The following is a 21,488-nucleotide window of genomic DNA, read 5'->3' on the forward strand; positions in this document are numbered from 1 at the left end:
TTAGGTGCGTAAATACAGCAGCTTTTGGGGCCAAGTATTTGATATCTCCAACGTTCTGCTTTTGACCATGCTGTCACTGATCTGCATTCTACCGTTCATCTATATTCTGGCAGGATCTTTTTCGAGCTCGGAGGCAATGCTTCGCACAGGTTTCATACTGTTTCCAACGGATTTCTCACTCGACGGATACAGGTATATATTTTCATCTGGCACCATTCTGAAGAGTCTCTGGGTGTCCGTATACATCACTGTAATCGGCACAGCCACGAATCTATTCTTCACCTGTCTTATGGCTTATCCACTGACCCGTAAGGATCTGGATGGCAGGAACATGGTCATGCTGATGGTGCTGTTCACAATGATTTTCAGCGGGGGGATGATTCCTACTTATCTGGTGGTCAAAGCTACTGGCCTGTTGGACAGCATGTGGTCCCTGATTATTCCCGTTGCCATTAGCGCTTACAATTTGATTATTCTGAAGAACTTTTTCCAGCAGATCCCCAGTGAACTGGAGGAATCCGCCAAGATGGACGGGTGCAATGATATTGGCATACTCTTCCGCATCATTCTTCCACTCTCTGGCCCTGCACTGGCAACATTTGCACTATTCTATGCTGTTGGACACTGGAACTCTTACTTTAACGCCATCCTGTACATTAATGATAATGCCAAATGGCCGATTCAGGTCTGGTTACGCCAGATTGTCATTCTGTCAGAAGGGAGCATTGGCGATTCGGAAGCACTGGACAGTAGCTTCGTTATGCCTCCCGCTGAGGTCATCAAAATGGCTGTCATTGTAATAGCAACCGTTCCTATTCTCATTGTCTATCCGTTTTTACAAAAGCATTTCGCCAAAGGTGTTCTTCTGGGCTCCGTCAAAGGATGACCCGTCCTATAGCTTCAATACCAAAGGGAGGTTCAACATGATGAAGAGAAAACCGTTCAACAAAGCAATCCTGCCCCTGTGTATCATTCTTGCAGCGACAGGAGTCTTGACTGCCTGTGGCAGCAAGAATGAGTCAACCGCAGCCGTAGAGGATGGTACAACAAGCATATCCATTATGAATGTATTGTATGACGCGGAGCCACCCAAGCCTGATAACGAAGTGGAGCTTGCAATTGAAAAGTATACTCATACGAAGCTGGATATGACTTTTGTGCCTGTATCTGCTTATGACGATAAGGTGAATGCGACCATCGCCTCCGGTGAATTGCCCAATCTGATGGTGGTCCGCAGAGTGAAAGACCCCGGGATCGTAAATGCTATGCAATCGGGCTTATTCTGGGAAGTGGGACCCTATCTGAAGCAGTTCCCGAACCTGGCGAAGCTGGATGAGGCTGTGCTGAAGAATAGCTCCGTAGATGGAAAGATCTTCGGTGTGTACCGCTCTCGTACACTGGCACGCTACGGATACATTTATCGGGAAGACTGGTTGAAGCAACTGGGGCTGGAAGTACCTAAAACAGTAGATGACATCTACAAGGTAGCCAAAGCATTTACGGAAAATGATCCGGATCAGAATGGACAACGGGATACCTTCGGCATGGAGGTGGATTCTGGGCTGAAGATCCTCAACGGACTCACCGTGCAGTTAGGCGGCCCCAACGTCTGGGGAGAGTTAGACGGCAAGATCCAGCCTGACTTCATGACAGCTGAATATATGCAAGCTCTGGAATTACTAAAGAAAATGTACAATGAGGGACTAATCAACCAGGACTTCCCCATTGCCAAAAAAGGCGATTACATCAAGAAAAAAGAAGCTGGAATGTACTTCACCACCATTGATGATGTAAATAGTTATCTTTCGTCCAAGGACCAGCCACTTGCCGTCAATGCCGTACAAAATATTTCCGGGCCCAAAGGGGAGCGAATTATGGCTACCTGGGGTTTTGATGGCATGCTGATGATTCCGAAGACAAGCGTGAAGACCGAGGATGAGCTACTCAAGGTACTGGACTTTGTAGACAAACTTGCAGATCAGCCTATGCAGGATTTGATGGAGTGGGGTATTGAAGGGACACACTACAAGATCGAGAATGGCGCAGCTACTCCTACTGAGGGAGCAGAATACAACAGGCCGTACATCCAGCTGAAATGGGATGATGGTGCCAACATGACACCTGGCAATCAAGGTGAAATTATGACTAACATACAGCACATGTTCAAGGAAAATCAGAAGCTGGCCATTCAGGATTACAGTGTGCCACTCACCTCAGAGACGAATAATCAAAAGGGGAAAGAATTACAGAAGATTATCACAGACGCTTCGGTCAAATATATTGTTGGTCAGTTGGATCAATCTGGCTGGGAAGCAGCAGTAGATGCATGGAGGTCCAGAGGAGGCGACCAGATTCTGGAGGAGTTCAACGCAGCGTACAAGCCATAAGCGGGGATGTGTCAAGAAGGCCGCACCAGCATTACTGCTGTGTGCGGCCTTCTTGCTCCCTTCACTTCATGATTTTGTCAATCTTCCCGAACAACAGCTTGACCCATTGGGTCGGACCAGGAAGGTTCGGCTGGTATAGAAGAACAATGGCCAGAATCGCCGTTCCAAGCGTAACACTGATCATAATCGCACGTAGTCTTCTGGTTGAACAGCCGTGCCATTCACGAAAGATGATCACAGCTGACCAGGAACAGGATGCCAAGTGCGGATCTCAGCCTCATGTACTCCCTCCTACTATTCAGTCGATCTAATGTACGATGTTCTGCTCTCGTCGTCAATTTGCCTTGTCCTGGATTCGCTGGTGTAACCAGTAGCTGCGATAGTATGGCGGATCGGGTGGGACCCTCAATCGATTTGAGCCAGCTCACGAACATGTCTTTCTGGTCGTCTACAAGTAACTAGTTATAGCTACATAAAGCCTTATGGCTACTGGGTTTTCGGGGTTTTACATCAAGCTTCTTCTACAAGAAAAAACACCAATCTACAACCCCTTTTGTGGGTAAAACGTGGGTAACTTTTTAGGCATTAGATGAGCATAATTATCTAAAAAGAGCAGTAAGGGGTTTGCCCTTACTGCTCTATTCATATGCCGCAAGTATTTCACCTAGCTCTATCCACTGATAATCTCCATTAGCATTCAGCAGCTTTACCTCTCGACGGCTGGTGTTTAATGCAATCACGGTCCCCTTCAATACAAAGTCCTCAAAGGGACCAAACACTTTCAACGTAACCGGCTGCCGCTGATTATATGAGTCAACCAGCGCCTGCTCGATCAGCCGCAATTCTTGGTCATCTAGGATTAGATTCTCCTTCCGCTTCTCTTCTATATACTGCTGCCTGATACGTTCCGCATGTTCTGGCAGTATCATTCTGGAGCTTTCAAACAGTCCGTTTCCCTGAAGCTTCTTTGACATTGGTAAGCCCGCCTCCTGTGGTCAATAGTGATTTCATTGTATACGAACATATATTCCTATATCAATGAAAAATAAAAGGAAACACCTAGTTCTTCAGGCCTTTGCATAGCTATGCAAACCCAAATAACACGTGTTATTTACACGTTGACACGTGTTATTAATACGTGTAAATTTATAGGTGTAAGGAGGGTTGAGATGAAGGCATACAATTCGAGAGAAATTATCAAGATGCTCGAAGAGGACGGATGGTACATAATAGGTGTACATGGCAGTCATCATTACTTCAAACATCCGACGAAGCCTGGCAAAATAACTGTACCGCACCCTAGAAAAAGCTTTCCTCCTAAGACGCAGGCAAGTATCCTAAAAACAGCAGGGTTGTAGGGGCTCCAGCCCCTCCCCCTCAAGGAGGTTAAATATATAAATGAGTAATAAAGATGTGTATCGCTTTTGGGCGCTACTCGATAAGGCTGAAGAAGGGGTATCCGTTCGCTTTCCTGATCTACCTGGATGCTTTACTTCCGGCGACACAGCAGAAGAAGCAAATGCAGCAGCGCGTGAAGCTCTAGAAGGCTTTATCTATGTAATGGAGCAGGACGGGGACACTATTCCTTCACCATCAAGTTTAGATGTTATCCTGTCTCAAGCTGAAACCAGGGAAGCTGCTTTTGAAGTAATGGTATACATGCCGACTGTTCGCGACGCCATGGAGTCCAAAGCCGTGAAAAAGACGCTCACTGTTCCCAAGTGGCTGAATGATGCAGCTGAAGAACAACACCTCAATTTTAGTCAAGTGCTGCATGAGGGTTTGAAACGTAGTTTAGGGATTGATAAGCAACGCCATTGATGGCAATCAATGACCTCATATCCACAGGCCGCACTCTACATGAGTGCGTGGATTGAAATATGGCGGTGAATTCTACACACCCCTACGCCTGATAAGTCGCACTCCATGCGAGTGCGTGGATTGAAATAGAAAAGCTCTTTGTCATCCACGCACTCCAATTGAGTGTTCGAATTGAACCTATTCTACTTTTGAAGTCAGACTGGCCGTCTTACTCTGGTTATCCCAGCCCAGACCCAACCCAAGCGCTTCTCCTACTGCACGTAGCGGCACATATGTCGTCCCCTCGATAAGCACACCATCTGCTATAGCCTTACCATTTACAATTACCTTTGCTTTGTCCACTAGCTTGTCCTTCTTCTTGGGCTGTTGCCCGTAGTATTTAATCAAGTATGCCGTAGGCTCCACCACTCCCGCCTCCGTGGCTGTGTAGCCATAGGATGGTGAAGCAGCCCTACGTACTTCGTAGTGCAGGTGCGGTCCAGTGGACTTGCCCGTAGATCCCTGCCGACCGATAATCTGCCCCTGAGTGGCCTGCTGCCCTACCTTGACTGCTGCGCTCGATAGGTGCGCGTATACGTGTAAGTATCCCTTGTCATCTTGCGCGGCAACTACGATATCCATGTTGCCGAATCCTGAACCCGTGGCCCCCATCTTGGCATGCAGGACCTTACCAGAGGTAAATGCTTTAATCGGACCGTAGCTGTCCTTAGTCTCAAGCACCAGGTCTACTCCACGGTGAAAGCGTTGGCCGCCATCCACTGGATGTTCTCTCATCCCAAATGGGCTAGTGCGTCTATAACCTTCGAATGGATTACTCATGCTGCATCTTCCTTCTTATCAGTACCTGGTACGCCACTTCTGCCTTTCAATATTGCAACGGCTTGCTTGATCGGCTCGGGGATAGGCTGCCCGATCTTGTCGGCATTCTCAATCCAGCTCAATAACTCGTTAGCCATATAGAAATAGATAATAGCGTCACGGAACATGTGGCCGTCGCCAAGAACACCATCAATGACGTGCCCCGCTGCGTACCAGTGTTCATACTGCAGCTTCACTTATGTTTGAACACGCTAAACGTAAAGGCTTGATCGAAGACGATCCGACTGCTGATGCCGTAATACCAAGGGAGAAAAGGACAGCGCGTAAAATCGGAGAGAAAAGACAAGTCCTCCCCAAGTTTCTTGAGAAAGACGAGTTAAAAAAGTTTCTTCAAGTTGCTAGGTTTATGCTAACTACCAACATGTGGGCTGTATTCGTTGTGCTCACATATACTGGCCTGCGGGTCAGTGAAGCAGCCGGACTTCAGTGGGAAGACATTGATTTTGAAAACAGAACAATTGATATTAACAAGCAAATTACAGCTCAAGTGTTACCCAATACTCCTTTATTCCTCCGAAAAATGAACAGAGTGAGCGTATAGTGAGTTCCGGGGAAACAGTAGAAAAGGCTCTTAAAACACTCAAGAAATGGCAAAAGAATGAACGTCTCTCAGCTAAAACATTCAATCCAAAGGACAACTTCGTTTTCTGGTGCCCCACTTTGCCTGGATACCCTTTTCAAATAACGGGTCTAGGTAGAATTATGCGTAAAGTACTTAATGATGCTGAGTTACCTGTAAACCTTACGCCACACAGCTTACGTCATACCCATGTGTCGCTACTGGCCTCGAATCCGCGGGTTGGTTTGCCAGAGATTCAGGCACGAATAGGACATAAGAGTAGTTCAAAAGTTACTGAATTAATTTATCTGCACGTAACAAAGAACCGCCAGATGAAAATTGCTGATGACTTTGAATGGGCCATCAACAATTAGGCGGTTGTGGGTAATTTGCGGGTAACTCGTCAAAACATATAACCTCGAAAACCCTTGCCACATAAGGCAATTCAGCTATATAACTAGCTCTTTGTTAAATATAAAACATGTAATTATCAGCCTTCTCCTGCTCCTGGAAGGATATCAGATCCTTCAGCGTCGTGGAGTCCAGCACTTCTGCAATGCTATCGCGGATACGCAGCCACAGATCGCGTTTTGCAGGATCGTCCTCTTCCGTGAAGTCCACGGGAGAGATCGGGCCCTCCAGCACGCGGATGATATCTCCTGCCGTAATATCGCCAGGGTCGCCAGACAGAATGTAGCCGCCATAAGCGCCACGAATACTCTTAACCAGCCCTGCATTGCGCAATGGAGCGATCAGTTGCTCCAGATAGTGCTCGGACAGCTGGTTTTTCTCAGCTATACTTTTCAATGATGTAGGACCTTCGCCGAATTTGATGGCAAGCTCCATCATAATGGTTAGACCATACCTACCTTTAGTTGATATCTTCAAGGTGCCACCTCATTTGTCAATGTATTCTTATAGAGATGCATGGTATATAGGACACAACAGGTCCTGATTGCCATGATCCGAACATAACACTCCATCCATCGTAACATATTTGATGCTAATATGGTAACCATTCTTCACAACTACGCTACTCCTCAATCATGAGTTGTCGTAATTTTGTCTCTGTCGTAGTCTCGGCAGCCGGTGTATAAATACTGCAACGCAGATCATCCGGTCCATACACCTTCAACGACGTAAGCTCATACACCATTTTCCCAGCCTTGGCGTGGCGAAATTCCAGATGCACCTCCGGGGCATAGCTTACCTGACTCTGCTCCCACATACGATTGAATTCGGGATGGGTCTGTCTCATCTCCTCCAGGAACTGATCATACCACGCATCCTCCACGTATTGACCATAGTAGGTCCGGAACATTGCCAGAAAGCCACTGGAGAATTGCTCCCAGTTCACTGCCAAGCGTCGAAATTCCCGGCGTGTGAAAAGCAGACGGATCATGTTGCGTTCCTCAACAGGAATGCGGTTGAAGTCCAAAAACACATATTCGGCGGCTCGGTTCCAGCCTACAATGTTACATTTGCGATCCGAGACAATTACCGGGCAATATTGGAGCTCAGTAATGATTTTCTGCAACGATGGGCTGAGCTGAGCCATTTCCTGCGCGGCAGAATAGCCCTCCCCACCTCCTTCAAATGCTAACGAATATAAGTATCTGCGTTCATCCCCATTGAGCTGCAGTGCATTAGCCACACATTCCAGCACGGAGTGAGACACCTGAATGTCCCGTCCCTGCTCCAACCAGGTATACCAGGTGGTGCTGACCCCTGCCAAATGAGCTACCTCCTCCCGCCGCAAGCCTGGGGTTCGTCTACGTATACCCGAAGGAAATCCGGCCGATTCTGGAGAAATGCTGGCTCTTTTTCCTTTAAGAAATGTTGATAATGCCTGTAGTCTTACCTGAGAATTCATGCTCTGCGCTCCTTCCTGTGTTCATAATAGCCGTGTTCATAATAGCAGTATTTATACTAGGATAATCGCTCTCTGGTAATAGGATATCTTACCTGTCATTATAGTCGTTAAGCTCACTGTTTAAAAGATCGAAGGAGGCATTTAGATATGGAAAGAGTCGTAATTACAGGGATGGGTGTAATTTCCCCTCTCGGAAATGATATAGAGACCTTTTGGTCGCATTTAACTCAAGGACAGTCGGGAATCCGGCATATTGATACATTCGACACCGCTAGGCATAAGGTGCAGATTGCGGGACTTGTTCCGAATTTTGATCCAGAGACCCTGTTGGGAGCCAAGGAGGCTCGTCGTATGGATCGTTTCTGCCATTTTGCATTGGCTGCCGCAGACCAGGCCATACAACAGGCCGAACTTGATCTGGACAAGCTAAATCGGGAGCGGATGGGCGTGTATGTTGGCTCCGGTATTGGGGGAATCCAGACCTTGATGGGGCAGAGCGAGAAGCTGGCCTCCCGTGGACCGGAACGGGTAAGCCCGATGCTCGTCCCCATGATGATCCCCAATATGGCAGCAGCTCTGATCAGCATGAAATATGGAGCACTCGGCCCAACGCTGGCTCCTGTCACGGCTTGCTCCATCGGGAATACGGCGATTGGTGAGGCATTTTTCAACATTCAGGCTGGTCGTTCCGACCTCATAATAGCTGGAGGCTCTGAAGCGGCTATTGCCGAAATTTCATTGTCCAGCTTCGCGAATGCCACAGCTTTGTCCACTCGTAACCATGCTCCTGAACAGGCAAGTCGGCCATTTGATGATGAACGTGATGGATTCGTCATGGCTGAGGGTGCAGGGATTGTCATTATGGAGTCCCTGACGCATGCGTTAGCCCGTGGGGCGCGGATTCTGGGTGAAATTATCGGATACGGAGCGAGCTCAGATGCCTATCACATGGTAGCTACCCCGGAGGATGGTAATGGCGCGGCCCGTGCCATGCAGCTGGCACTCAATGTGGCAGGACTGTCCCCTAACGAGATCGATGTCATCAGCGCACATGCAACCAGTACAGTCATTGGGGACCGCTCCGAGACAGCGGCCATTAAGCATGTATTCGGAGATCACGCTTACCACGTGCCTGTGACAGCCAACAAATCCATGACAGGGCACATGCTGGGTGCTTCGGGTGGCGTGGAAGCCATTGCCCTACTCAAATCGCTGCAAGAGGGAATCATTCCGCCGACCATCAATTTGCATTCGCCTGACCCCGCCTGTGATCTGGACTACGTTCCCCATAAAGCAAGACAGGCTAAGCTTCGGATCGGTATGTCCAATTCCTTCGGCTTCGGTGGACATAACGCTGTTATTGTGATCCAGAGATACGAGGAAGATGAGATCCTATAAATCCAGAAATTCAGTAAATCCAGAAAATCAGATGAACCCAAAAGAATTTCTTGAATCTCTTTCATCTCACTATTCACATCCTGTTCACGTCGCTGTTCAACTCACTGTCCATGAAATTTATTCCAAGTAATACCAGTCACGCGTAGAGCATTAGACTCTGGTGAAATTTAAGCTGCAGGAATCACACGAACTGGTGGGGATGTTGAAGACCTTGGGGACCTTTGACTCGGTGGGACGCTAGAGACGCCACTGATAACCAAGACAAATTAGACACTTCTGTACACTGAACATAATGAGTAACAATTACGATAGCTGCTTGCCCTAGGCCACACCTCGGGCAACAAGAAAAGGCAAGCGCATCATGCGCTTGCCTTCCTCTATCGTTTTCACTTTCAAACTATTCTTCATAATATTTACTTACCGTGTTCTTATCGAATTATTACCTTATTCTTTCCGCTTATCCTGCCTTTCAGATCCAAATCCCCCCGTTCTACTGAACAAGTGGCATCTGTAAGCATCGGCACGGCAGTAGGATTAATCTTCTACCGGGAACCAGCCTGGCGTATGGATAATAGCATTCCACAACCCATCAGGAACAACCAGACGCTCTTGGCTTGATTTCGTAATAACCGTCTCAATATCCTCTTCGCGCCCGCTTTCGATTTTCTCGACCCAATCCGGCTCGATAATCAGCTCACGTCCGATCGCTAGCAATGGAACGCCTGTGTTGAGCGCTGCTGCTGCATCATCCGCTGTATAGATAGAGCCCACACCAATAACCGGAAGCTTGCCATCCACACGGTCCAGAATGTACTCGATGCGAGCACGTGTGTCTGCCTCACCGCGTCGTGGCTTCGACCAGAATTCGTTCAACGATACATGCAAGTAATCCAGATTTTTGTCCTTGAGCGCATCAATCAATGCATACGTCTCGGTCATAGTTATTCCTGGAGTTTCTGGCTCCTCCGGGGAGAAGCGATATCCGATGGTAAATGGCTGCTTCGCATACTTCGCAACAACCTTCTGCACCTCATCAATAACCGCGAGCGGGAATCTCAGGCGCTTCTCAAGACTTCCTCCCCAACGATCCTCACGACGATTGGAGTGCGATGAGAAGAACTGCTGCAGTAGATATCCATTCGCACCATGAATCTCGACACCATCAAATCCAGCTTCAATGGCACGACGAGTCGTCTCACCAAAGTCATGAATAATGCTTAGAATCTCCTCATCTGTCAGCTCTCTTGGCACAGCCGAGTCAGGACGTTCGCTTGCCACAGCGCTTGGAGCAACAATTTCTCCAGTAGGACTTAGCTGCTCTGGTGTCTGTCTACCTGCATGGAATATTTGCAGAATACCATGCGAGCCTTGCTTCTTGATGGTCTCAGCCAGACGTGTCAGGCCAGGAACGAAGCTGTCATCATAGGCAGCGAACTGACCAGGGAAGCCAATTCCGTTCGGTGTGACATAAGTGGTTGCTGTAATAGCCATTCCCACGCCGCCTGTTCGACGTTCATAGTATGCAAGCTCTGCATCAGATACAGTTCCATCGGGATTGGCCGACATCGTCGTCATCGGAGCGAGTACAAGGCGGTTGTTCAGTTTAGTACCATTAGGGAGTGAGACAGATTCGAAGAATGAAGCGTATTTTGAATTCATGGGTATTCCTCCTGGATCAATGATAGATAGATTTCATAATTATATTTTGGACAATATAATTTTAGGCGTTATAATGAGTATATATCTAAATTCCTAATCGTGCAAATCGACTGTTCATTCATAGGCACTCAAAGAGTCCGCCAATACCAACCAGCAGGCAAAAAGAGCGTTACGCTAAGCATCGTAATATGATGCTCTGTATGTTACAATATATCCTGCAACTGCAGGACAACGTGTCTTATGGCTGTCTCGGACTCCCTTTTTTCTACTGAAAATGCGGTGAGTTGCTTGTATCAAGTTATACTAAATATAGAAAGTCTGGGTGATAACGATGGCAAAAGCCAATCAGGATACCCGTGTCGTCGTCGGCATGTCTGGAGGCGTTGACTCTTCGGTCACCGCGCTACTGCTGAAGCAGCAGGGATATGACGTAATCGGCATCTTCATGAAGAACTGGGATGACACGGATGAATTCGGTCACTGCACGGCCGAAGAGGACGCGGAGGATGTACGCCGAGTCTGCGAGCAGATTGATATCCCTTACTATACGGTCAATTTCGAGAAGGAGTACTACGATAAAGTATTCTCTTATTTTCTCGATGAATACAAGGCAGGCCGCACGCCGAACCCGGATGTCATGTGCAACCGTGAGATCAAGTTCGGAGAGTTTCTCAACAAGGCACTGGATCTTGGCGCAGATTATGTAGCTACAGGTCATTACGCACGTGTTATTGAAGAGAACGGCACCTATACGCTGATGCGCGGGGTGGACAATAACAAGGATCAGACCTACTTCCTCAATGCACTGAGTCAGCAGCAGCTGTCGAAGGCCATGTTCCCCATCGGGCACCTGCCTAAGCCGGAGGTTCGCAGAATCGCGGAGGAAGCGGGACTGTATACAGCCAAGAAGAAAGACAGCACAGGCGTCTGCTTCATTGGAGAACGTGATTTCAAGCAATTCCTGAGTCATTATCTACCGGCACAAAGCGGAGATATGGTGGATATTGCTACAGGCGAGGTTAAAGGCCGTCATGATGGCTTAATGTACTATACGCTCGGGCAACGTCAGGGGCTTGGCATTGGCGGATCTGGTAACGGCGAACCGTGGTTCGTGGCTGACAAAGATCTGACGAAGAACATTCTCTATGTTGTACAAGGCGATAAGCACCCGAGTCTATACTCCACAGGACTGACTGCTACTGGCGTGAACTGGATTGCTGGTGAAGCCGCTATTCCAGAACAGCCGCTCCGCTGTACCGCCAAATTCAGATATCGTCAGCCGGATCAAGGTGTAACCCTGACCTGGCGTGAGGATGGCACAGTGCATGTCGCATTTGATGTACAGCAAAAAGCCATTACACCTGGACAAGCCGTTGTGTTCTACGATGGCGAAGTATGTCTTGGCGGCGGCACGATCGATAAAGTCGAGAAGCTGCAAGAGCAGACTGTCTAACGCTGATAAGCTCCTGCACATATTAGGATTATTTTCCACAAGATAGTCTGTAGCCAATACTGTGCAGAAATGCCGCAACAACCACTTGCAAAACAAAAAGTAGACCTATCCCTTTGAAGTGCACCCCTTAGAATAGACATTGGAAAAACCCCTTGGTTTAACCGATGAATTTCTAGGGGGTGCATTTTTAATGGCTATTAAAGGTCAAAAGTTTAAGACGTATTCCGAGGAACTCAAGGTGGAGGCAATTCGCCTGCACGTAGAGGAAAAGTGGACGTATCGGCAGATCAACGATCATTTCGGAATCCAAGATCAGGGTCGGATGAAGCGTTGGATGCGAAAATACCGTGAGAAAGGTGAGTTTGGTCTATTGGATCAACGAGGAAGGCGGAAAGAATATTTAGATCAGGAGCGATATGTTCAGCAGTTGAAACGGGAGAATATGATGCTAAAAAAGTGTTTGGAAATCTGGATGCGGGAGGGAAAGAACAGCGCTTCAAGCTCATTGAGCAAGCAGCGGACATCGGCCAAGTAGCTGAATACTGCCAACTCCTTGGCGTCTCTAGAAGTGGTTACTACGCATATTTGAAGCGGAAGAACAACGACCCAGACGCCGGTGCTAAACGACTCATCCGCACGGTGTATAAACGCTACGAAGGAAGGTATGGCTACCGGCAGATCCAGCTGTTCTTGTGGCAGGATGAAGGTGTATGGATGAATCACAAGAAGGTGCTGCGCCTTATGCAAAAGCTCGGTCTTCAAGCCAGCATTCGCCGGAAACGTCGATTTAATATGACATACCAGGCTGCCGAGCGTGTAGCTGATAATCTGCTTAAGCGAAATTTCACAGCCGAAAAACCAAGCCAGAAATGGGTGACGGATGTGACTCAATACCGGGTAGGCGAACGCTGGTTGTATCTCTCAGCAGTCAAAGACCTATTCAATAACGAGATTGTGGCCTACCAACTTAGCGAACGTAACGACAATGAGCTGGTCCTCCAGACCTTTGCCAAGGCATTTGCAAAGCAAAAAGACGTGACCGGATTGGTCGTTCACAGCGACCAAGGGTTCCAGTACACGTCTCATGCTTACCACGACATGCTGCCAAAGGTTGGCGCCCAAATCAGCATGTCTCGCCGGGGCAATTGCCTAGACAACGCCTCCATGGAGAGTTTCTTCTCGCATCTCAAAACGGAAGGACTCTATCCCTATGATATACGAAATCTGGCAGAGGCACAAAGACGAATTGAGAAATACATACGTTTTTACAACCGAAGACGACCACAGCGTAAATTAAACAAACTGACGCCGGTAGAGTACCGACGCCAGTTTCTAGCTTAGGTGTTTTTTCAATGTCCACTAAATGGGGTCTTGACCACAATTATAAATGGGCTTTTTTAAAGGACTTAGGTCATTCATATTATTCATCCGGTAACACCTCTTTTGAATAAAGATCCTACCCTCAACTAATCAACAATTATTTGTGTATTAAATCCATCACACTTAACTCTAAGTGCACAGCCATTTAGAATTGAAGGAACAGAGACTGTATTCACAATAAAGGATATTCCCGGATCTTCCATCATAATGTACTGTAGATGATTGTTCATACGGGTATCTCCATGATCAACAATCAGACGAATATTCGATAGCTTAAATTTATCCAGCCAATACAGTACATCCTCTGAGCAGGTTCCTGTGCCTGGCTTGTGGTTTATAATGCATATTTGTCTTTCCATTAATTCTGTATCTTCCGGCTGTAATGTGCGATTTCTAAGATCTAGCGCAACCCCTTCTGTTTGTCCAATTGAATTCAGAACATTGGACGAAGTACCTACTTTAACAGCCATAGCCCATGTCTCATCCTCAAGTTTTGCCCATTGTGTCAAGTGCGCTCTGGAAATAGGTCTGACTTGTGTAATGTATATCTGCTCTCGCCGATTTAGTACAAACTCAATATCTACAGGAACCCCTATAATCTGTTCTGCTTCTATCATACATTGAGCTATTCTCCCTTCCAGTCCCTGTTTTATCCCGGAATCGGCTACTCGAAGGGGATCGTTCATATACATAGCCAAAGGAGTATCAAAAAGTTCGTATATACACTTTCCTTTATACACATAAGCAGTACCGTACATTGATGCATCCGTAATTTGAGGAGTAAACATGATAGACAAATGCCGCTTCAAATTTATATCATGTCTATGATAATAATAATCCGCGTATTTACTGTATCTCCCCAGCAGAACCCTTAATATCCCATCATATAAATGTTCTGAAAGATTCTTCCCTCTGGTCGGTTTATATGATTTGTACACGCCTGCGAAAGAAAGATGGGGATAATAAAATTCATCTACTGGGCAAGGACGAACAAAAATAGGCTCATGACTATTGAAAGAGAACTCTTGCCTCATTCGCTCTATTGTTTGTTCTACCCATTTCGTCATTTCCCCTTCCAGAAATTGTTCTGGTATTTCAGTATGTGACAAGACGTAGGCTTGAGGTAAATGATACATTCTTTCCCCACTGCTCATTAAACGATTTTGCATTTGCAGTCTTATACTGTCAGTTGTGGGTATAGACTTCATCATCTCACACCTGAAGTTCCATTTTTGTGATTGAATTGGATGCTTCTTGATACTCTGAGCGTTGAAACACTTCAATAAGCCACTGCAGTTGCATTTGCTTGGTACCCTCAGGTGCTTTGCTCTTTAACGTCCAGTTACAAGCAAAAGAAGTGTTATTTGGGAATATAAATAGATCATATACTCCCTCATGGCATGGATAATACTCACAACCTTTGCATACCTTTTTCATATCATAGTGAGAACCATTTCTGACACTTTTCAAGGTCACATTAACCCCATTAATGGTGTATATTTTGCTAGGAGTTCCAAAACCTCGAGCATATTTATGATCCTTAACAAACGTGCTTTTAGCTAAAAATTCCTCTTCAATCCTCGTGGTATCTAAATAAAGCTCTTCCCACTCTTTAAATTGCCAAGGAACTGACACTACATCTTGGATCTTCAAGTCAGTACCAATCTCTTTACAGAAATCGATAACATCATAGATTTCATGAATATTATGCTTACAGAGTACAATATTCAAACGGTGGAGCATGCCCTCATCCGCTAGCATACGAACACCTTCCTGAAGGTTCAGAAAGTGACCAGATGTTCCAGTGACTTTATTATATACTTCCTCCGTAGCTCCGTGATAATTGACTACGTATCTACAATTGGAAGGCGAATCAATCCATTTGTCCCTAAACTTCTTTAGTGCAGTTCCATTCGTGTTTATGAGTACAGTATTCGCATCCTGTGCTATAGTTTGAACAATAGTTCTGAAATCCTTATGAAGAAGTGGTTCGCCTCCTGTAATTCTGAATTTCTCAACACCTAGCTTTCGTGCTTCAGAGTGCCAATCAAGCAAATCTTCCGTATCAAACTGAGCCTTGTCACTTATGGACATCTCGCCACCATCGCCACAATACAAGCATTTCAGCATACATGCATTAATGATCGGGAAGGTTACGTACGGCTTAATTTCTTTACTTAATTTTTCTTCTGGTTCTACCAATTGAAATTTTCCCATAATCAAAAACTCCTCTCAAATGTATAAGATAGAAAGCCTTGTGCTTATACTAGTTGCGGGACTTTGTGGGAGTATATAAAATCACGATCTCTGAAGATTAACGAAGCATTTTGTAAGTCCACTGGTAAAATATCGTTTGCAACAATTCCCCTGACTGAATTTAAGCTATAAAAGTCATTTCCGAGCATTGGAAATTGCCTTTTTGCCATCTCATAGTACGATGTACCAAAGCGAGGAGTTGCTACCAAAATCGATTCTGTGTATGGCATTTTGAGATCATACACCTGTGATATAGTCTGGTTAATTGAGGCCTTTGTCTCTCCAGGCAGACCGATCATTATGAACTGATGTGGTTCAATCCCAGCCTTGACGCAATTGCTTAGCGCGGTTAGCGCTACACTCGAATCTCTATACTTCCCTGAAGCTTGAACGATACACGAATTAAAAGACTCTACTCCAAACCACAAAGATTTACAGCCTGCAAGTGCCATTTCAGAAAGTAAATCATAGGATACCGAGTCACAACGAACTTGAGCTGTCCATTTTATAGTTAATTTACGATGATTATACTGTTGACAGAAACGGGACACCCAATGCTTATCTTGTGTAAAATGGAAGTCAATAAAAAATATTTCCTCTAACCCCTCCAGTTGCAGATACTCTAACTCTTCAATAACACTTACAGGATCTCTGTATCGCATCCTTTGTCCCCAGAAATTAAAACAGAACTTACAATTATGACGACAACCTCTAGAAGCCAATACAATTCCCCATTTTGCCTTTCGATAAAGCCGATTTTGATAAAAGACATCACCATAGTAGTCATTAAAATTAATTAAGTCATAAGCAGGTAGAATACCGTCATCCAGATTGTCATGCATATATTCCTTTCCTGAAAAAAGCGCTTCCCCACCTTCTGAACGTAAGCACACATTAGGAATTTCACGAAGTTTATCTTTTTGGAACAAAGCATTGATTACAGATACGATCTGATAATCGTACTCCCATTGCAAAATGATATCTGCATCTGTATCTTTAAAGATAATATCTGGACGAACCGTTCCATGAGCTCCACACACAATTATCGTACGATCTTCCTTACGTTTTTTTATAGCATTTACTGTGTCCAAAGCATGCCTCAATCGATAATCCAGAAAATAATTCTGAATATGATCATAAGGGGTTGTCGTCACCACAACTACATCAGCTTGATCAAGTATTTCTGAGAGATGATTAGTAGGTAGTCGTTTAACACGATTATCTATAAATAGAATTTCATATCCCGCCTGACGCAGTTGAGCTGCCGCCATCAACATATCCACGGGTGGCTGTAAAAAGGAGCTCGCAGACAAAAATGCTGGAATGACAAGACCAACAACCATCCTACTTCCAGCCCCTATACAATCGCCACTATAGCTGCTGCTGTCCTCAATGTCTTGCTCCTTGATATGAGCTAGAATAAGAGATTCTTCTATGCTGATATTATCCAAAAAATCCTGGAGCACTGTCTGTGCCTTAGGATCTACCCGGCTGAGCAGGGTGCCGCAAGTACGTATAATATCAGTCCGTTCTTTACAACAAGCAGAGCAGCAGTTGCAATGTTCAAGTGCTAGATAATAACTAAGCATCTGGCATTGCCGATCATGCTCTAAAATCTCAATATGGGCAAGAAGGCTATCCAGAATGAAACATCTAGCTACGTTCGAGACTGTAGCAATCCTGTCCAAGAACGCATTAAGCATTGTTCTTTTTTCCTCCAGATCCAAATCTGACAAAAACATGCCAATCTTCCATGCCAGATTCCTTAGCTCCTCATCATTCCCATTTTTAATGGTATGCAGCACATCTGCTACGCTAACATAAGGCTCTGTGTTCATGTAAAAGACTCCTAATTTCAAAATAGAGACCGTAATCCTCACGTTATCCAATTTCTTTAAGGAAATAATCACGAAACTTCCGTTTATGCATCAATTTCAAAATAAACGAGTCAACTTCGAAACTCATATCCAGTAGCTCTCTTTTGAAATCTTCATAACGTTCTTTGGCCAATATTAGGTCATTCTCTACGTACACAATTGCAAAATAAGAGGACAATAATGTAGCAAGTTGTTGTCTAATGTACATAAATTCACTAAAGTAGCTATCGGCCACTTCTCCATATAAAGCTCTTAGGTTATTCATTACGCAAGTTAAATGATACAGTTTACCATCATAAGCCCCTAAAGCATCATCTCCCCGAATTTCTTCTAAAAACTCATCGTAACGAGCTGTTTCGGTGTGAACGAAATGATATTCTAATGGTCTACGATAATTGAAATTCTCAGTCAACAAATGATCAAGCCGCAGTTTTTTTTCTAGTGACGTTCCGGCATATACATCAACTTTTCGTATAAAGGGATCCAACCTGTACTCAGATTGTTTTATCAGAAAATTATAGTTTTCCATCATAGTCTCAATGGTTGAGTAAGGATTTAACATGATAAATCCTAAAATGATGTCTATTCCCTTAGATCGAAAAAGTTGTAAAGCCCTATCGTGATCAGCGGTACGTGCCCTTTTTCGATAAACTTTTAGATCTCGATCATCACCTGCCTCAATCCCCAAAAAGACTTGTGTAAACCCACTACTCTTCATAAGTTCAAGGAGATCTCCATCACCTTCCATAAATGATTCTGAACGCATAGAACAACGGATGGAAAATCGGGAATTGGACCCGAGTATTAAATTACACAACTATTCTATCCTATTCTTACCTGCTCTGCCTGGTGGATCCTCGAAGCTTGCATCATTAAAATAAAAGCTATTAACACCATAGATTTCGTGTAAATTGACCATCTCATTAAATAAATCCTCCGCCTCACGACCAAACCAATTCTTCTTTGTTATGCAGGTATACTGATTAACTGAGCAGAATGTACAGCCTCCGTAACAACCATAGCTACCGTTTATTCTTGCTGTGAAATTCCCATGCTGAAAAGCTATTGGAAGGAAATCCCTTCGAGGCCGAAAGTCCGGTGAAAGCACTGGCATATTTTTATTTTGTCCCAGTATCGCCCCCTTTCCTGGAATAAATATCGATGGGACCTTTTCAAGAGCTGTCCCATGGTCCAACGATTGTAATACTTGCAGCATCGGAACTTCTCCGTAGCCAAGAACAATAAAATCAATCTCTTTGCAATCAGCCAAAATATCAGAAGGTACAGCAGATGCCAATTTGCCGCCCAGGCATACAAGAGCCTGTGGATAAAGCTTCTTAATCCTTTTTGCGTATAGAAAGACTTCTAAGGCCGTATTCGGATAAAATGAAAATCCAAACAAATCATGGTAAGGTAGTGAGGGGTCTAGTTCAGAAAATGGCTCATTCATCTGAAATGAATACAGATCTACTGGATAGCCTTCCTTCTGTAAGAAAGAAGCAATGTTAGCCAGCCCAATATTCTCTCTGTCATCGTTATTTCGTCTATCGACGATATCAATTAACGCAGTAATCATTTATTGACCTCCAATTAGGGAACTATTGAGTGTTTAATTCCATCCATTTTCCCAACCCATAGAGTGTCCAAAGTTGAAAACCTCTGTTCTTATGTGCCGCATGCTCCTGCCAAAGTTGAACTAACGCTTTATGGTGAATCACGGAGAAAAGCACATGATTAGGTTTTGAAATGATCTCATTATGCATAACAGTCGGCAGCGTCTCATTTAGAAGCGGAGCCATAACTTTTCCAAAACCTAGCTTGGGACGGTAAACATATTTCTGATTAACGTAGTTGGACAAAAGCTCCTTAAACATCCGCTTAGGAATATTGTCTTTCATTTTGACACTGTTATCTAATTGAAGAGAATACTCCACCAAGTGGTGATCCAGGAATGGCACCCTCGCCTCTAACGAACAGGCCATAGTAGGGTAATCAACTCTTGGCAACATAAATTCTGGAAGCCTTAGACGAAATTCAACATTCAAGACCTTACGGATAAAATTGTCCTGCGTATGGGTAGAAATTCGATTCATAATGTCCTCCAGAATGTCATAACTACTTACATTCTTCTCTCCGCACCACAATTTACTTTTTTCATACTCGGAAAAAGATTGGATGTGTTTTCTTGAAATTATTGAATTTCCCATGGCAATACTCAGGTGCTCTTTCCATTTTGTAGATGCTAGCTTAAAAATCCCTTCTTTTACTCCCGTGTTCATTTGTGAAAAAACACTCAAAAGTCGATGCTCATCATTCATCTTTAAATAAGAAGGATATCCCCCACATTCATCAGCTCCTTCTCCCAGAACACAAATTTTATAGCCTTGCTGATTCAACCGCTTGGACATCATGTAGAACAAGATAATATCCTGTGCTCCAACAGGACCGTCATTGTGCTGCTGCAAATATTCATTGCAAGCAGCAAAAAAGCGTGTTGACGTTACGGTATATACAACTTGATCTTGAATATTTAATTGATTTGCAATCTCTTGGGCCGCGACAGCCTCACTATAAGGAGAAGGCACCTCATAATCCATTGTTACTGTCCTTAGCTCAGGATGCTCTTTCTTTAAGAGAGCTGCTACAATACTAGAATCGACACCACTACTTAACGATGCACAAAGCGGAACATCACCCATACCACACTTGGAAACGGAATCCTTGATCAAGAACTCTGTGTGCTCATATGCGGTCGAATAACTGTCGCTGAGTGGCTTACTTAAGTAGGTTTCAGGCTCCCAATATGGCGTAATGGTGATTCCGTCAGCCTCAACCACAAGATATGTACCAGCCTCAAGCTTAAGTACATGCTTGTACATCGTGAGTGGGGCAGGCACTGTCAAGAAAGTAAGGTAGTGGTAAATTGATGTCTCGCTAAATTCTTGGACAGGGAGTATTCGTTGTAAAGCATGAATCTCACTAGCAAAAGCAAAAAATCCGTATCTGTAGGAATAGAAAACAGGTTTTATACCGATACGATCTCTAACTAGCAACAACTTATTTGAAGGTTCATCCCATATCGCAAAAGCATACATTCCCCTTAATCGATGAACAAACTCCATTCCCCATTGTTCATAGGCATGGAGAATAACCTCTGTATCACTATGATGTGTTCGAAATACGTGACCATACAGCTGCAATTCATACCGTAATTCTGTATGGTTATAGATTTCTCCATTGAACACTATCCATAAGCTTCCGTCTTCATTCGACATCGGTTGATTGGCTTGCTGACTCAAATCCGTAATAGCCAACCTGCGATGACCTAATCCCAGATGTCTATCCTTTGAACGGTATACACCATTACCATCTGGTCCACGATAGCTCAAAGTATCATTCATCATTTGTATATGCCCCAGCGAGACTTCATTAAAATTTTTATAATTATAGATCCCTGTAATCCCGCACATGGTTATAGCACCTCCTAAAACTCCATATAAAGGGTCATTCAGATCTCCTGCTAGCAAGCTCAATAATTTCTACACCAGTATTTTCAAAGGGGTTGATCAAAAAAGCTATTGTTCTTTGCTCGAAGCCTAACACTGGTTTCACTAGTAATCGAAACTTTTGCTGGACTAAGGTATAAATGCTTCGTTCCAGATTGCGTGTCTCATAGCATAAATGATGGAATCCGCCCCCTTGCTGTGCAAAGGAATATACAGGGGAATCACATGAAGAAGGTTCAATTAATTCGAGATTAATCTCTCCAAAAGGAAGCAGGCAAATGTTGACCTTTTGCGAGTCAATATATTCTATTTTCATGTCTGCCTTTGTAACCAATAGGCTCCAAAAGACACAGGCCTTTTGAATACTTGGTACAACAATACCTACATGATGCAGCTTTAATTCTTCTACAGTGCTCAACATGACACTCCCTCATCCTTCC

The 21,488-nt window shown here is 44.7% G+C and carries 25 protein-coding genes; 10 read left to right on the forward strand and 15 right to left on the reverse strand.

The window, feature by feature from the left end; genetic code table 11:
- Positions 1 to 4 precede the first annotated feature (4 nt).
- Entirely contained in the window at positions 5 to 886 is an 882-nt protein-coding gene (locus D328_RS0109420; protein WP_018884746.1) for a carbohydrate ABC transporter permease, read from the forward strand.
- A 37-nt stretch (positions 887 to 923) separates the two neighbouring features.
- A complete protein-coding gene (locus D328_RS28710; protein WP_018884747.1) occupies positions 924 to 2,387 on the forward strand; it encodes an extracellular solute-binding protein in 1,464 nt (487 codons plus the stop codon).
- A 61-nt stretch (positions 2,388 to 2,448) separates the two neighbouring features.
- Here the strand turns inward: D328_RS28710 and D328_RS31750 are convergent, their stop codons facing one another.
- From D328_RS31750 to D328_RS0109435, 3 genes are all read right to left on the reverse strand, one after another.
- The gene (locus D328_RS31750) at positions 2,449 to 2,571 is read right to left on the reverse strand and encodes a hypothetical protein (RefSeq protein ID WP_267879787.1); all 123 of its coding nucleotides are present in this window, start codon (positions 2,569 to 2,571) and stop codon (positions 2,449 to 2,451) included.
- Positions 2,572 to 2,608: 37 nt separating this feature from the next.
- Positions 2,609 to 2,815, reverse strand: a complete 207-nt coding sequence (locus D328_RS31010; RefSeq protein ID WP_154659007.1) for a hypothetical protein — start codon at positions 2,813 to 2,815, stop codon at positions 2,609 to 2,611.
- Between the two features lie 210 nt (positions 2,816 to 3,025).
- Complete coding sequence (locus D328_RS0109435) at positions 3,026 to 3,361, reverse strand: YolD-like family protein (protein ID WP_018884749.1); 336 nt, start codon at positions 3,359 to 3,361, stop codon at positions 3,026 to 3,028.
- 195 nt (positions 3,362 to 3,556) lie between these two features.
- Between D328_RS0109435 and D328_RS0109440 the strand changes: the two genes are divergently transcribed.
- Both D328_RS0109440 and D328_RS0109445 read left to right on the forward strand, forming a co-directional pair.
- The gene (locus D328_RS0109440; RefSeq protein WP_018884750.1) at positions 3,557 to 3,745 is read left to right on the forward strand and encodes a type II toxin-antitoxin system HicA family toxin; all 189 of its coding nucleotides are present in this window, start codon (positions 3,557 to 3,559) and stop codon (positions 3,743 to 3,745) included.
- Positions 3,746 to 3,785: 40 nt separating this feature from the next.
- Entirely contained in the window at positions 3,786 to 4,208 is a 423-nt protein-coding gene (locus tag D328_RS0109445) for a type II toxin-antitoxin system HicB family antitoxin (RefSeq protein WP_018884751.1), read from the forward strand.
- Positions 4,209 to 4,385: 177 nt separating this feature from the next.
- On the opposite strand, the gene D328_RS31810 is transcribed toward D328_RS0109445, so the two are convergent.
- Positions 4,386 to 5,027: a peptidoglycan DD-metalloendopeptidase family protein gene (locus tag D328_RS31810; RefSeq protein ID WP_018884752.1), complete on the reverse strand. Its 642-nt coding sequence runs from the start codon at positions 5,025 to 5,027 to the stop codon at positions 4,386 to 4,388.
- On the reverse strand, positions 5,024 to 5,263 hold the full coding sequence (locus D328_RS30645; RefSeq protein ID WP_018884753.1) for a phage holin family protein: 240 nt from the start codon (positions 5,261 to 5,263) through the stop codon (positions 5,024 to 5,026). The genes D328_RS31810 and D328_RS30645 overlap by 4 nt, the downstream gene beginning before the upstream one ends.
- Positions 5,264 to 5,265: 2 nt before the next feature.
- Between D328_RS30645 and D328_RS31755 the strand changes: the two genes are divergently transcribed.
- Positions 5,266 to 5,628, forward strand: a complete 363-nt coding sequence (locus D328_RS31755) for a tyrosine-type recombinase/integrase (RefSeq protein WP_026281097.1) — start codon at positions 5,266 to 5,268, stop codon at positions 5,626 to 5,628.
- On the forward strand, positions 5,628 to 6,020 hold the full coding sequence (locus D328_RS28725) for a tyrosine-type recombinase/integrase (RefSeq protein WP_018884754.1): 393 nt from the start codon (positions 5,628 to 5,630) through the stop codon (positions 6,018 to 6,020). Before D328_RS31755 ends, D328_RS28725 begins: the two co-directional genes overlap by 1 nt.
- Before the next feature lie 94 nt (positions 6,021 to 6,114).
- Here D328_RS28725 and cymR read toward each other — a convergent pair whose 3' ends face one another.
- Positions 6,115 to 6,534, reverse strand: coding sequence for a cysteine metabolism transcriptional regulator CymR (cymR, locus tag D328_RS0109470; protein ID WP_018884755.1), 420 nt, complete (start codon positions 6,532 to 6,534; stop codon positions 6,115 to 6,117).
- Positions 6,535 to 6,679: 145 nt separating this feature from the next.
- Positions 6,680 to 7,519 (reverse strand): helix-turn-helix transcriptional regulator, encoded by an 840-nt coding sequence (locus D328_RS0109475; RefSeq protein WP_026281098.1) that lies wholly within the window; start codon positions 7,517 to 7,519, stop codon positions 6,680 to 6,682.
- A 147-nt stretch (positions 7,520 to 7,666) separates the two neighbouring features.
- Here D328_RS0109475 and fabF point away from each other — a divergent pair, with 147 nt between their 5' ends.
- Entirely contained in the window at positions 7,667 to 8,917 is a 1,251-nt protein-coding gene (fabF, locus tag D328_RS0109480; RefSeq protein WP_018884757.1) for a beta-ketoacyl-ACP synthase II, read from the forward strand.
- A gap of 534 nt (positions 8,918 to 9,451) precedes the next feature.
- Here fabF and D328_RS0109485 read toward each other — a convergent pair.
- Positions 9,452 to 10,576 carry an NADH-dependent flavin oxidoreductase gene (locus D328_RS0109485; RefSeq protein ID WP_018884758.1) on the reverse strand — a complete coding sequence of 375 codons (1,125 nt, stop codon included), beginning with the start codon at positions 10,574 to 10,576 and terminating at the stop codon, positions 9,452 to 9,454.
- 331 nt (positions 10,577 to 10,907) lie between these two features.
- Here D328_RS0109485 and mnmA point away from each other — a divergent pair, with 331 nt between their 5' ends.
- From mnmA to D328_RS0109500, 3 genes are all read left to right on the forward strand, one after another.
- Positions 10,908 to 12,029 carry a tRNA 2-thiouridine(34) synthase MnmA gene (gene mnmA / locus D328_RS0109490; RefSeq protein WP_018884759.1) on the forward strand — a complete coding sequence of 374 codons (1,122 nt, stop codon included), beginning with the start codon at positions 10,908 to 10,910 and terminating at the stop codon, positions 12,027 to 12,029.
- A gap of 190 nt (positions 12,030 to 12,219) precedes the next feature.
- A complete protein-coding gene (locus D328_RS0109495; RefSeq protein ID WP_018884760.1) occupies positions 12,220 to 12,564 on the forward strand; it encodes a helix-turn-helix domain-containing protein in 345 nt (114 codons plus the stop codon).
- Entirely contained in the window at positions 12,486 to 13,370 is an 885-nt protein-coding gene (locus tag D328_RS0109500; RefSeq protein WP_169445793.1) for an IS3 family transposase, read from the forward strand. Before D328_RS0109495 ends, D328_RS0109500 begins: the two co-directional genes overlap by 79 nt.
- Before the next feature lie 125 nt (positions 13,371 to 13,495).
- On the opposite strand, the gene D328_RS0109505 is transcribed toward D328_RS0109500, so the two are convergent.
- Genes D328_RS0109505 through D328_RS0109535 form a run of 7 tightly spaced genes read right to left on the reverse strand, consistent with a single transcriptional unit; the run spans position 13,496 to position 21,469 of the window.
- Positions 13,496 to 14,617: a hypothetical protein gene (locus D328_RS0109505; RefSeq protein ID WP_018884762.1), complete on the reverse strand. Its 1,122-nt coding sequence runs from the start codon at positions 14,615 to 14,617 to the stop codon at positions 13,496 to 13,498.
- Positions 14,618 to 14,621: 4 nt separating this feature from the next.
- Positions 14,622 to 15,626, reverse strand: coding sequence for a radical SAM protein (locus tag D328_RS0109510; RefSeq protein WP_018884763.1), 1,005 nt, complete (start codon positions 15,624 to 15,626; stop codon positions 14,622 to 14,624).
- 44 nt (positions 15,627 to 15,670) lie between these two features.
- A complete protein-coding gene (locus D328_RS0109515; protein ID WP_018884764.1) occupies positions 15,671 to 17,503 on the reverse strand; it encodes a B12-binding domain-containing radical SAM protein in 1,833 nt (610 codons plus the stop codon).
- 43 nt (positions 17,504 to 17,546) lie between these two features.
- Complete coding sequence (locus D328_RS0109520; RefSeq protein WP_324608929.1) at positions 17,547 to 18,308, reverse strand: radical SAM protein; 762 nt, start codon at positions 18,306 to 18,308, stop codon at positions 17,547 to 17,549.
- A 51-nt stretch (positions 18,309 to 18,359) separates the two neighbouring features.
- Positions 18,360 to 19,118 carry a B12-binding domain-containing radical SAM protein gene (locus tag D328_RS0109525; RefSeq protein WP_018884766.1) on the reverse strand — a complete coding sequence of 253 codons (759 nt, stop codon included), beginning with the start codon at positions 19,116 to 19,118 and terminating at the stop codon, positions 18,360 to 18,362.
- A 22-nt stretch (positions 19,119 to 19,140) separates the two neighbouring features.
- Positions 19,141 to 21,012 carry an asparagine synthase (glutamine-hydrolyzing) gene (asnB, locus tag D328_RS0109530; RefSeq protein WP_018884767.1) on the reverse strand — a complete coding sequence of 624 codons (1,872 nt, stop codon included), beginning with the start codon at positions 21,010 to 21,012 and terminating at the stop codon, positions 19,141 to 19,143.
- Positions 21,013 to 21,046: 34 nt separating this feature from the next.
- Positions 21,047 to 21,469 (reverse strand): VOC family protein, encoded by a 423-nt coding sequence (locus D328_RS0109535; RefSeq protein ID WP_018884768.1) that lies wholly within the window; start codon positions 21,467 to 21,469, stop codon positions 21,047 to 21,049.
- Positions 21,470 to 21,488 lie beyond the last annotated feature (19 nt).

This window comes from Paenibacillus massiliensis 2301065 = DSM 16942 (assembly GCF_000377505.1).
Classification (GTDB): Bacteria; Bacillota; Bacilli; order Paenibacillales; family Paenibacillaceae; genus Paenibacillus; species Paenibacillus massiliensis.

Excerpts from the sequence above, each read along its gene's own strand:
- D328_RS31810 (WP_018884752.1), bottom strand. The coding sequence starts at position 5,027 with ATGAGTAATCCATTCGAAGGTTATAGACGCACTAGCCCATTTGGGATG.
- D328_RS0109440 (WP_018884750.1), top strand. The coding sequence starts at position 3,557 with ATGAAGGCATACAATTCGAGAGAAATTATCAAGATGCTCGAAGAGGAC.
- D328_RS0109475 (WP_026281098.1), bottom strand. The coding sequence starts at position 7,519 with ATGAATTCTCAGGTAAGACTACAGGCATTATCAACATTTCTTAAAGGA.
- asnB (WP_018884767.1), bottom strand. The coding sequence starts at position 21,012 with ATGTGCGGGATTACAGGGATCTATAATTATAAAAATTTTAATGAAGTC.
- D328_RS0109535 (WP_018884768.1), bottom strand. The coding sequence starts at position 21,469 with ATGTTGAGCACTGTAGAAGAATTAAAGCTGCATCATGTAGGTATTGTT.
- D328_RS0109515 (WP_018884764.1), bottom strand. The coding sequence starts at position 17,503 with ATGAACACAGAGCCTTATGTTAGCGTAGCAGATGTGCTGCATACCATT.
- D328_RS0109495 (WP_018884760.1), top strand. The coding sequence starts at position 12,220 with ATGGCTATTAAAGGTCAAAAGTTTAAGACGTATTCCGAGGAACTCAAG.
- mnmA (WP_018884759.1), top strand. The coding sequence starts at position 10,908 with ATGGCAAAAGCCAATCAGGATACCCGTGTCGTCGTCGGCATGTCTGGA.
- D328_RS0109445 (WP_018884751.1), top strand. The coding sequence starts at position 3,786 with ATGAGTAATAAAGATGTGTATCGCTTTTGGGCGCTACTCGATAAGGCT.
- D328_RS0109525 (WP_018884766.1), bottom strand. The coding sequence starts at position 19,118 with ATGATTACTGCGTTAATTGATATCGTCGATAGACGAAATAACGATGAC.
- D328_RS0109505 (WP_018884762.1), bottom strand. The coding sequence starts at position 14,617 with ATGAAGTCTATACCCACAACTGACAGTATAAGACTGCAAATGCAAAAT.
- D328_RS0109510 (WP_018884763.1), bottom strand. The coding sequence starts at position 15,626 with ATGGGAAAATTTCAATTGGTAGAACCAGAAGAAAAATTAAGTAAAGAA.
- D328_RS0109520 (WP_324608929.1), bottom strand. The coding sequence starts at position 18,308 with ATGCGTTCAGAATCATTTATGGAAGGTGATGGAGATCTCCTTGAACTT.
- fabF (WP_018884757.1), top strand. The coding sequence starts at position 7,667 with ATGGAAAGAGTCGTAATTACAGGGATGGGTGTAATTTCCCCTCTCGGA.
- D328_RS0109485 (WP_018884758.1), bottom strand. The coding sequence starts at position 10,576 with ATGAATTCAAAATACGCTTCATTCTTCGAATCTGTCTCACTCCCTAAT.
- D328_RS31755 (WP_026281097.1), top strand. The coding sequence starts at position 5,266 with ATGTTTGAACACGCTAAACGTAAAGGCTTGATCGAAGACGATCCGACT.
- D328_RS31750 (WP_267879787.1), bottom strand. The coding sequence starts at position 2,571 with ATGATCAGTGTTACGCTTGGAACGGCGATTCTGGCCATTGTTCTTCTA.
- D328_RS28710 (WP_018884747.1), top strand. The coding sequence starts at position 924 with ATGATGAAGAGAAAACCGTTCAACAAAGCAATCCTGCCCCTGTGTATC.
- D328_RS0109435 (WP_018884749.1), bottom strand. The coding sequence starts at position 3,361 with ATGTCAAAGAAGCTTCAGGGAAACGGACTGTTTGAAAGCTCCAGAATG.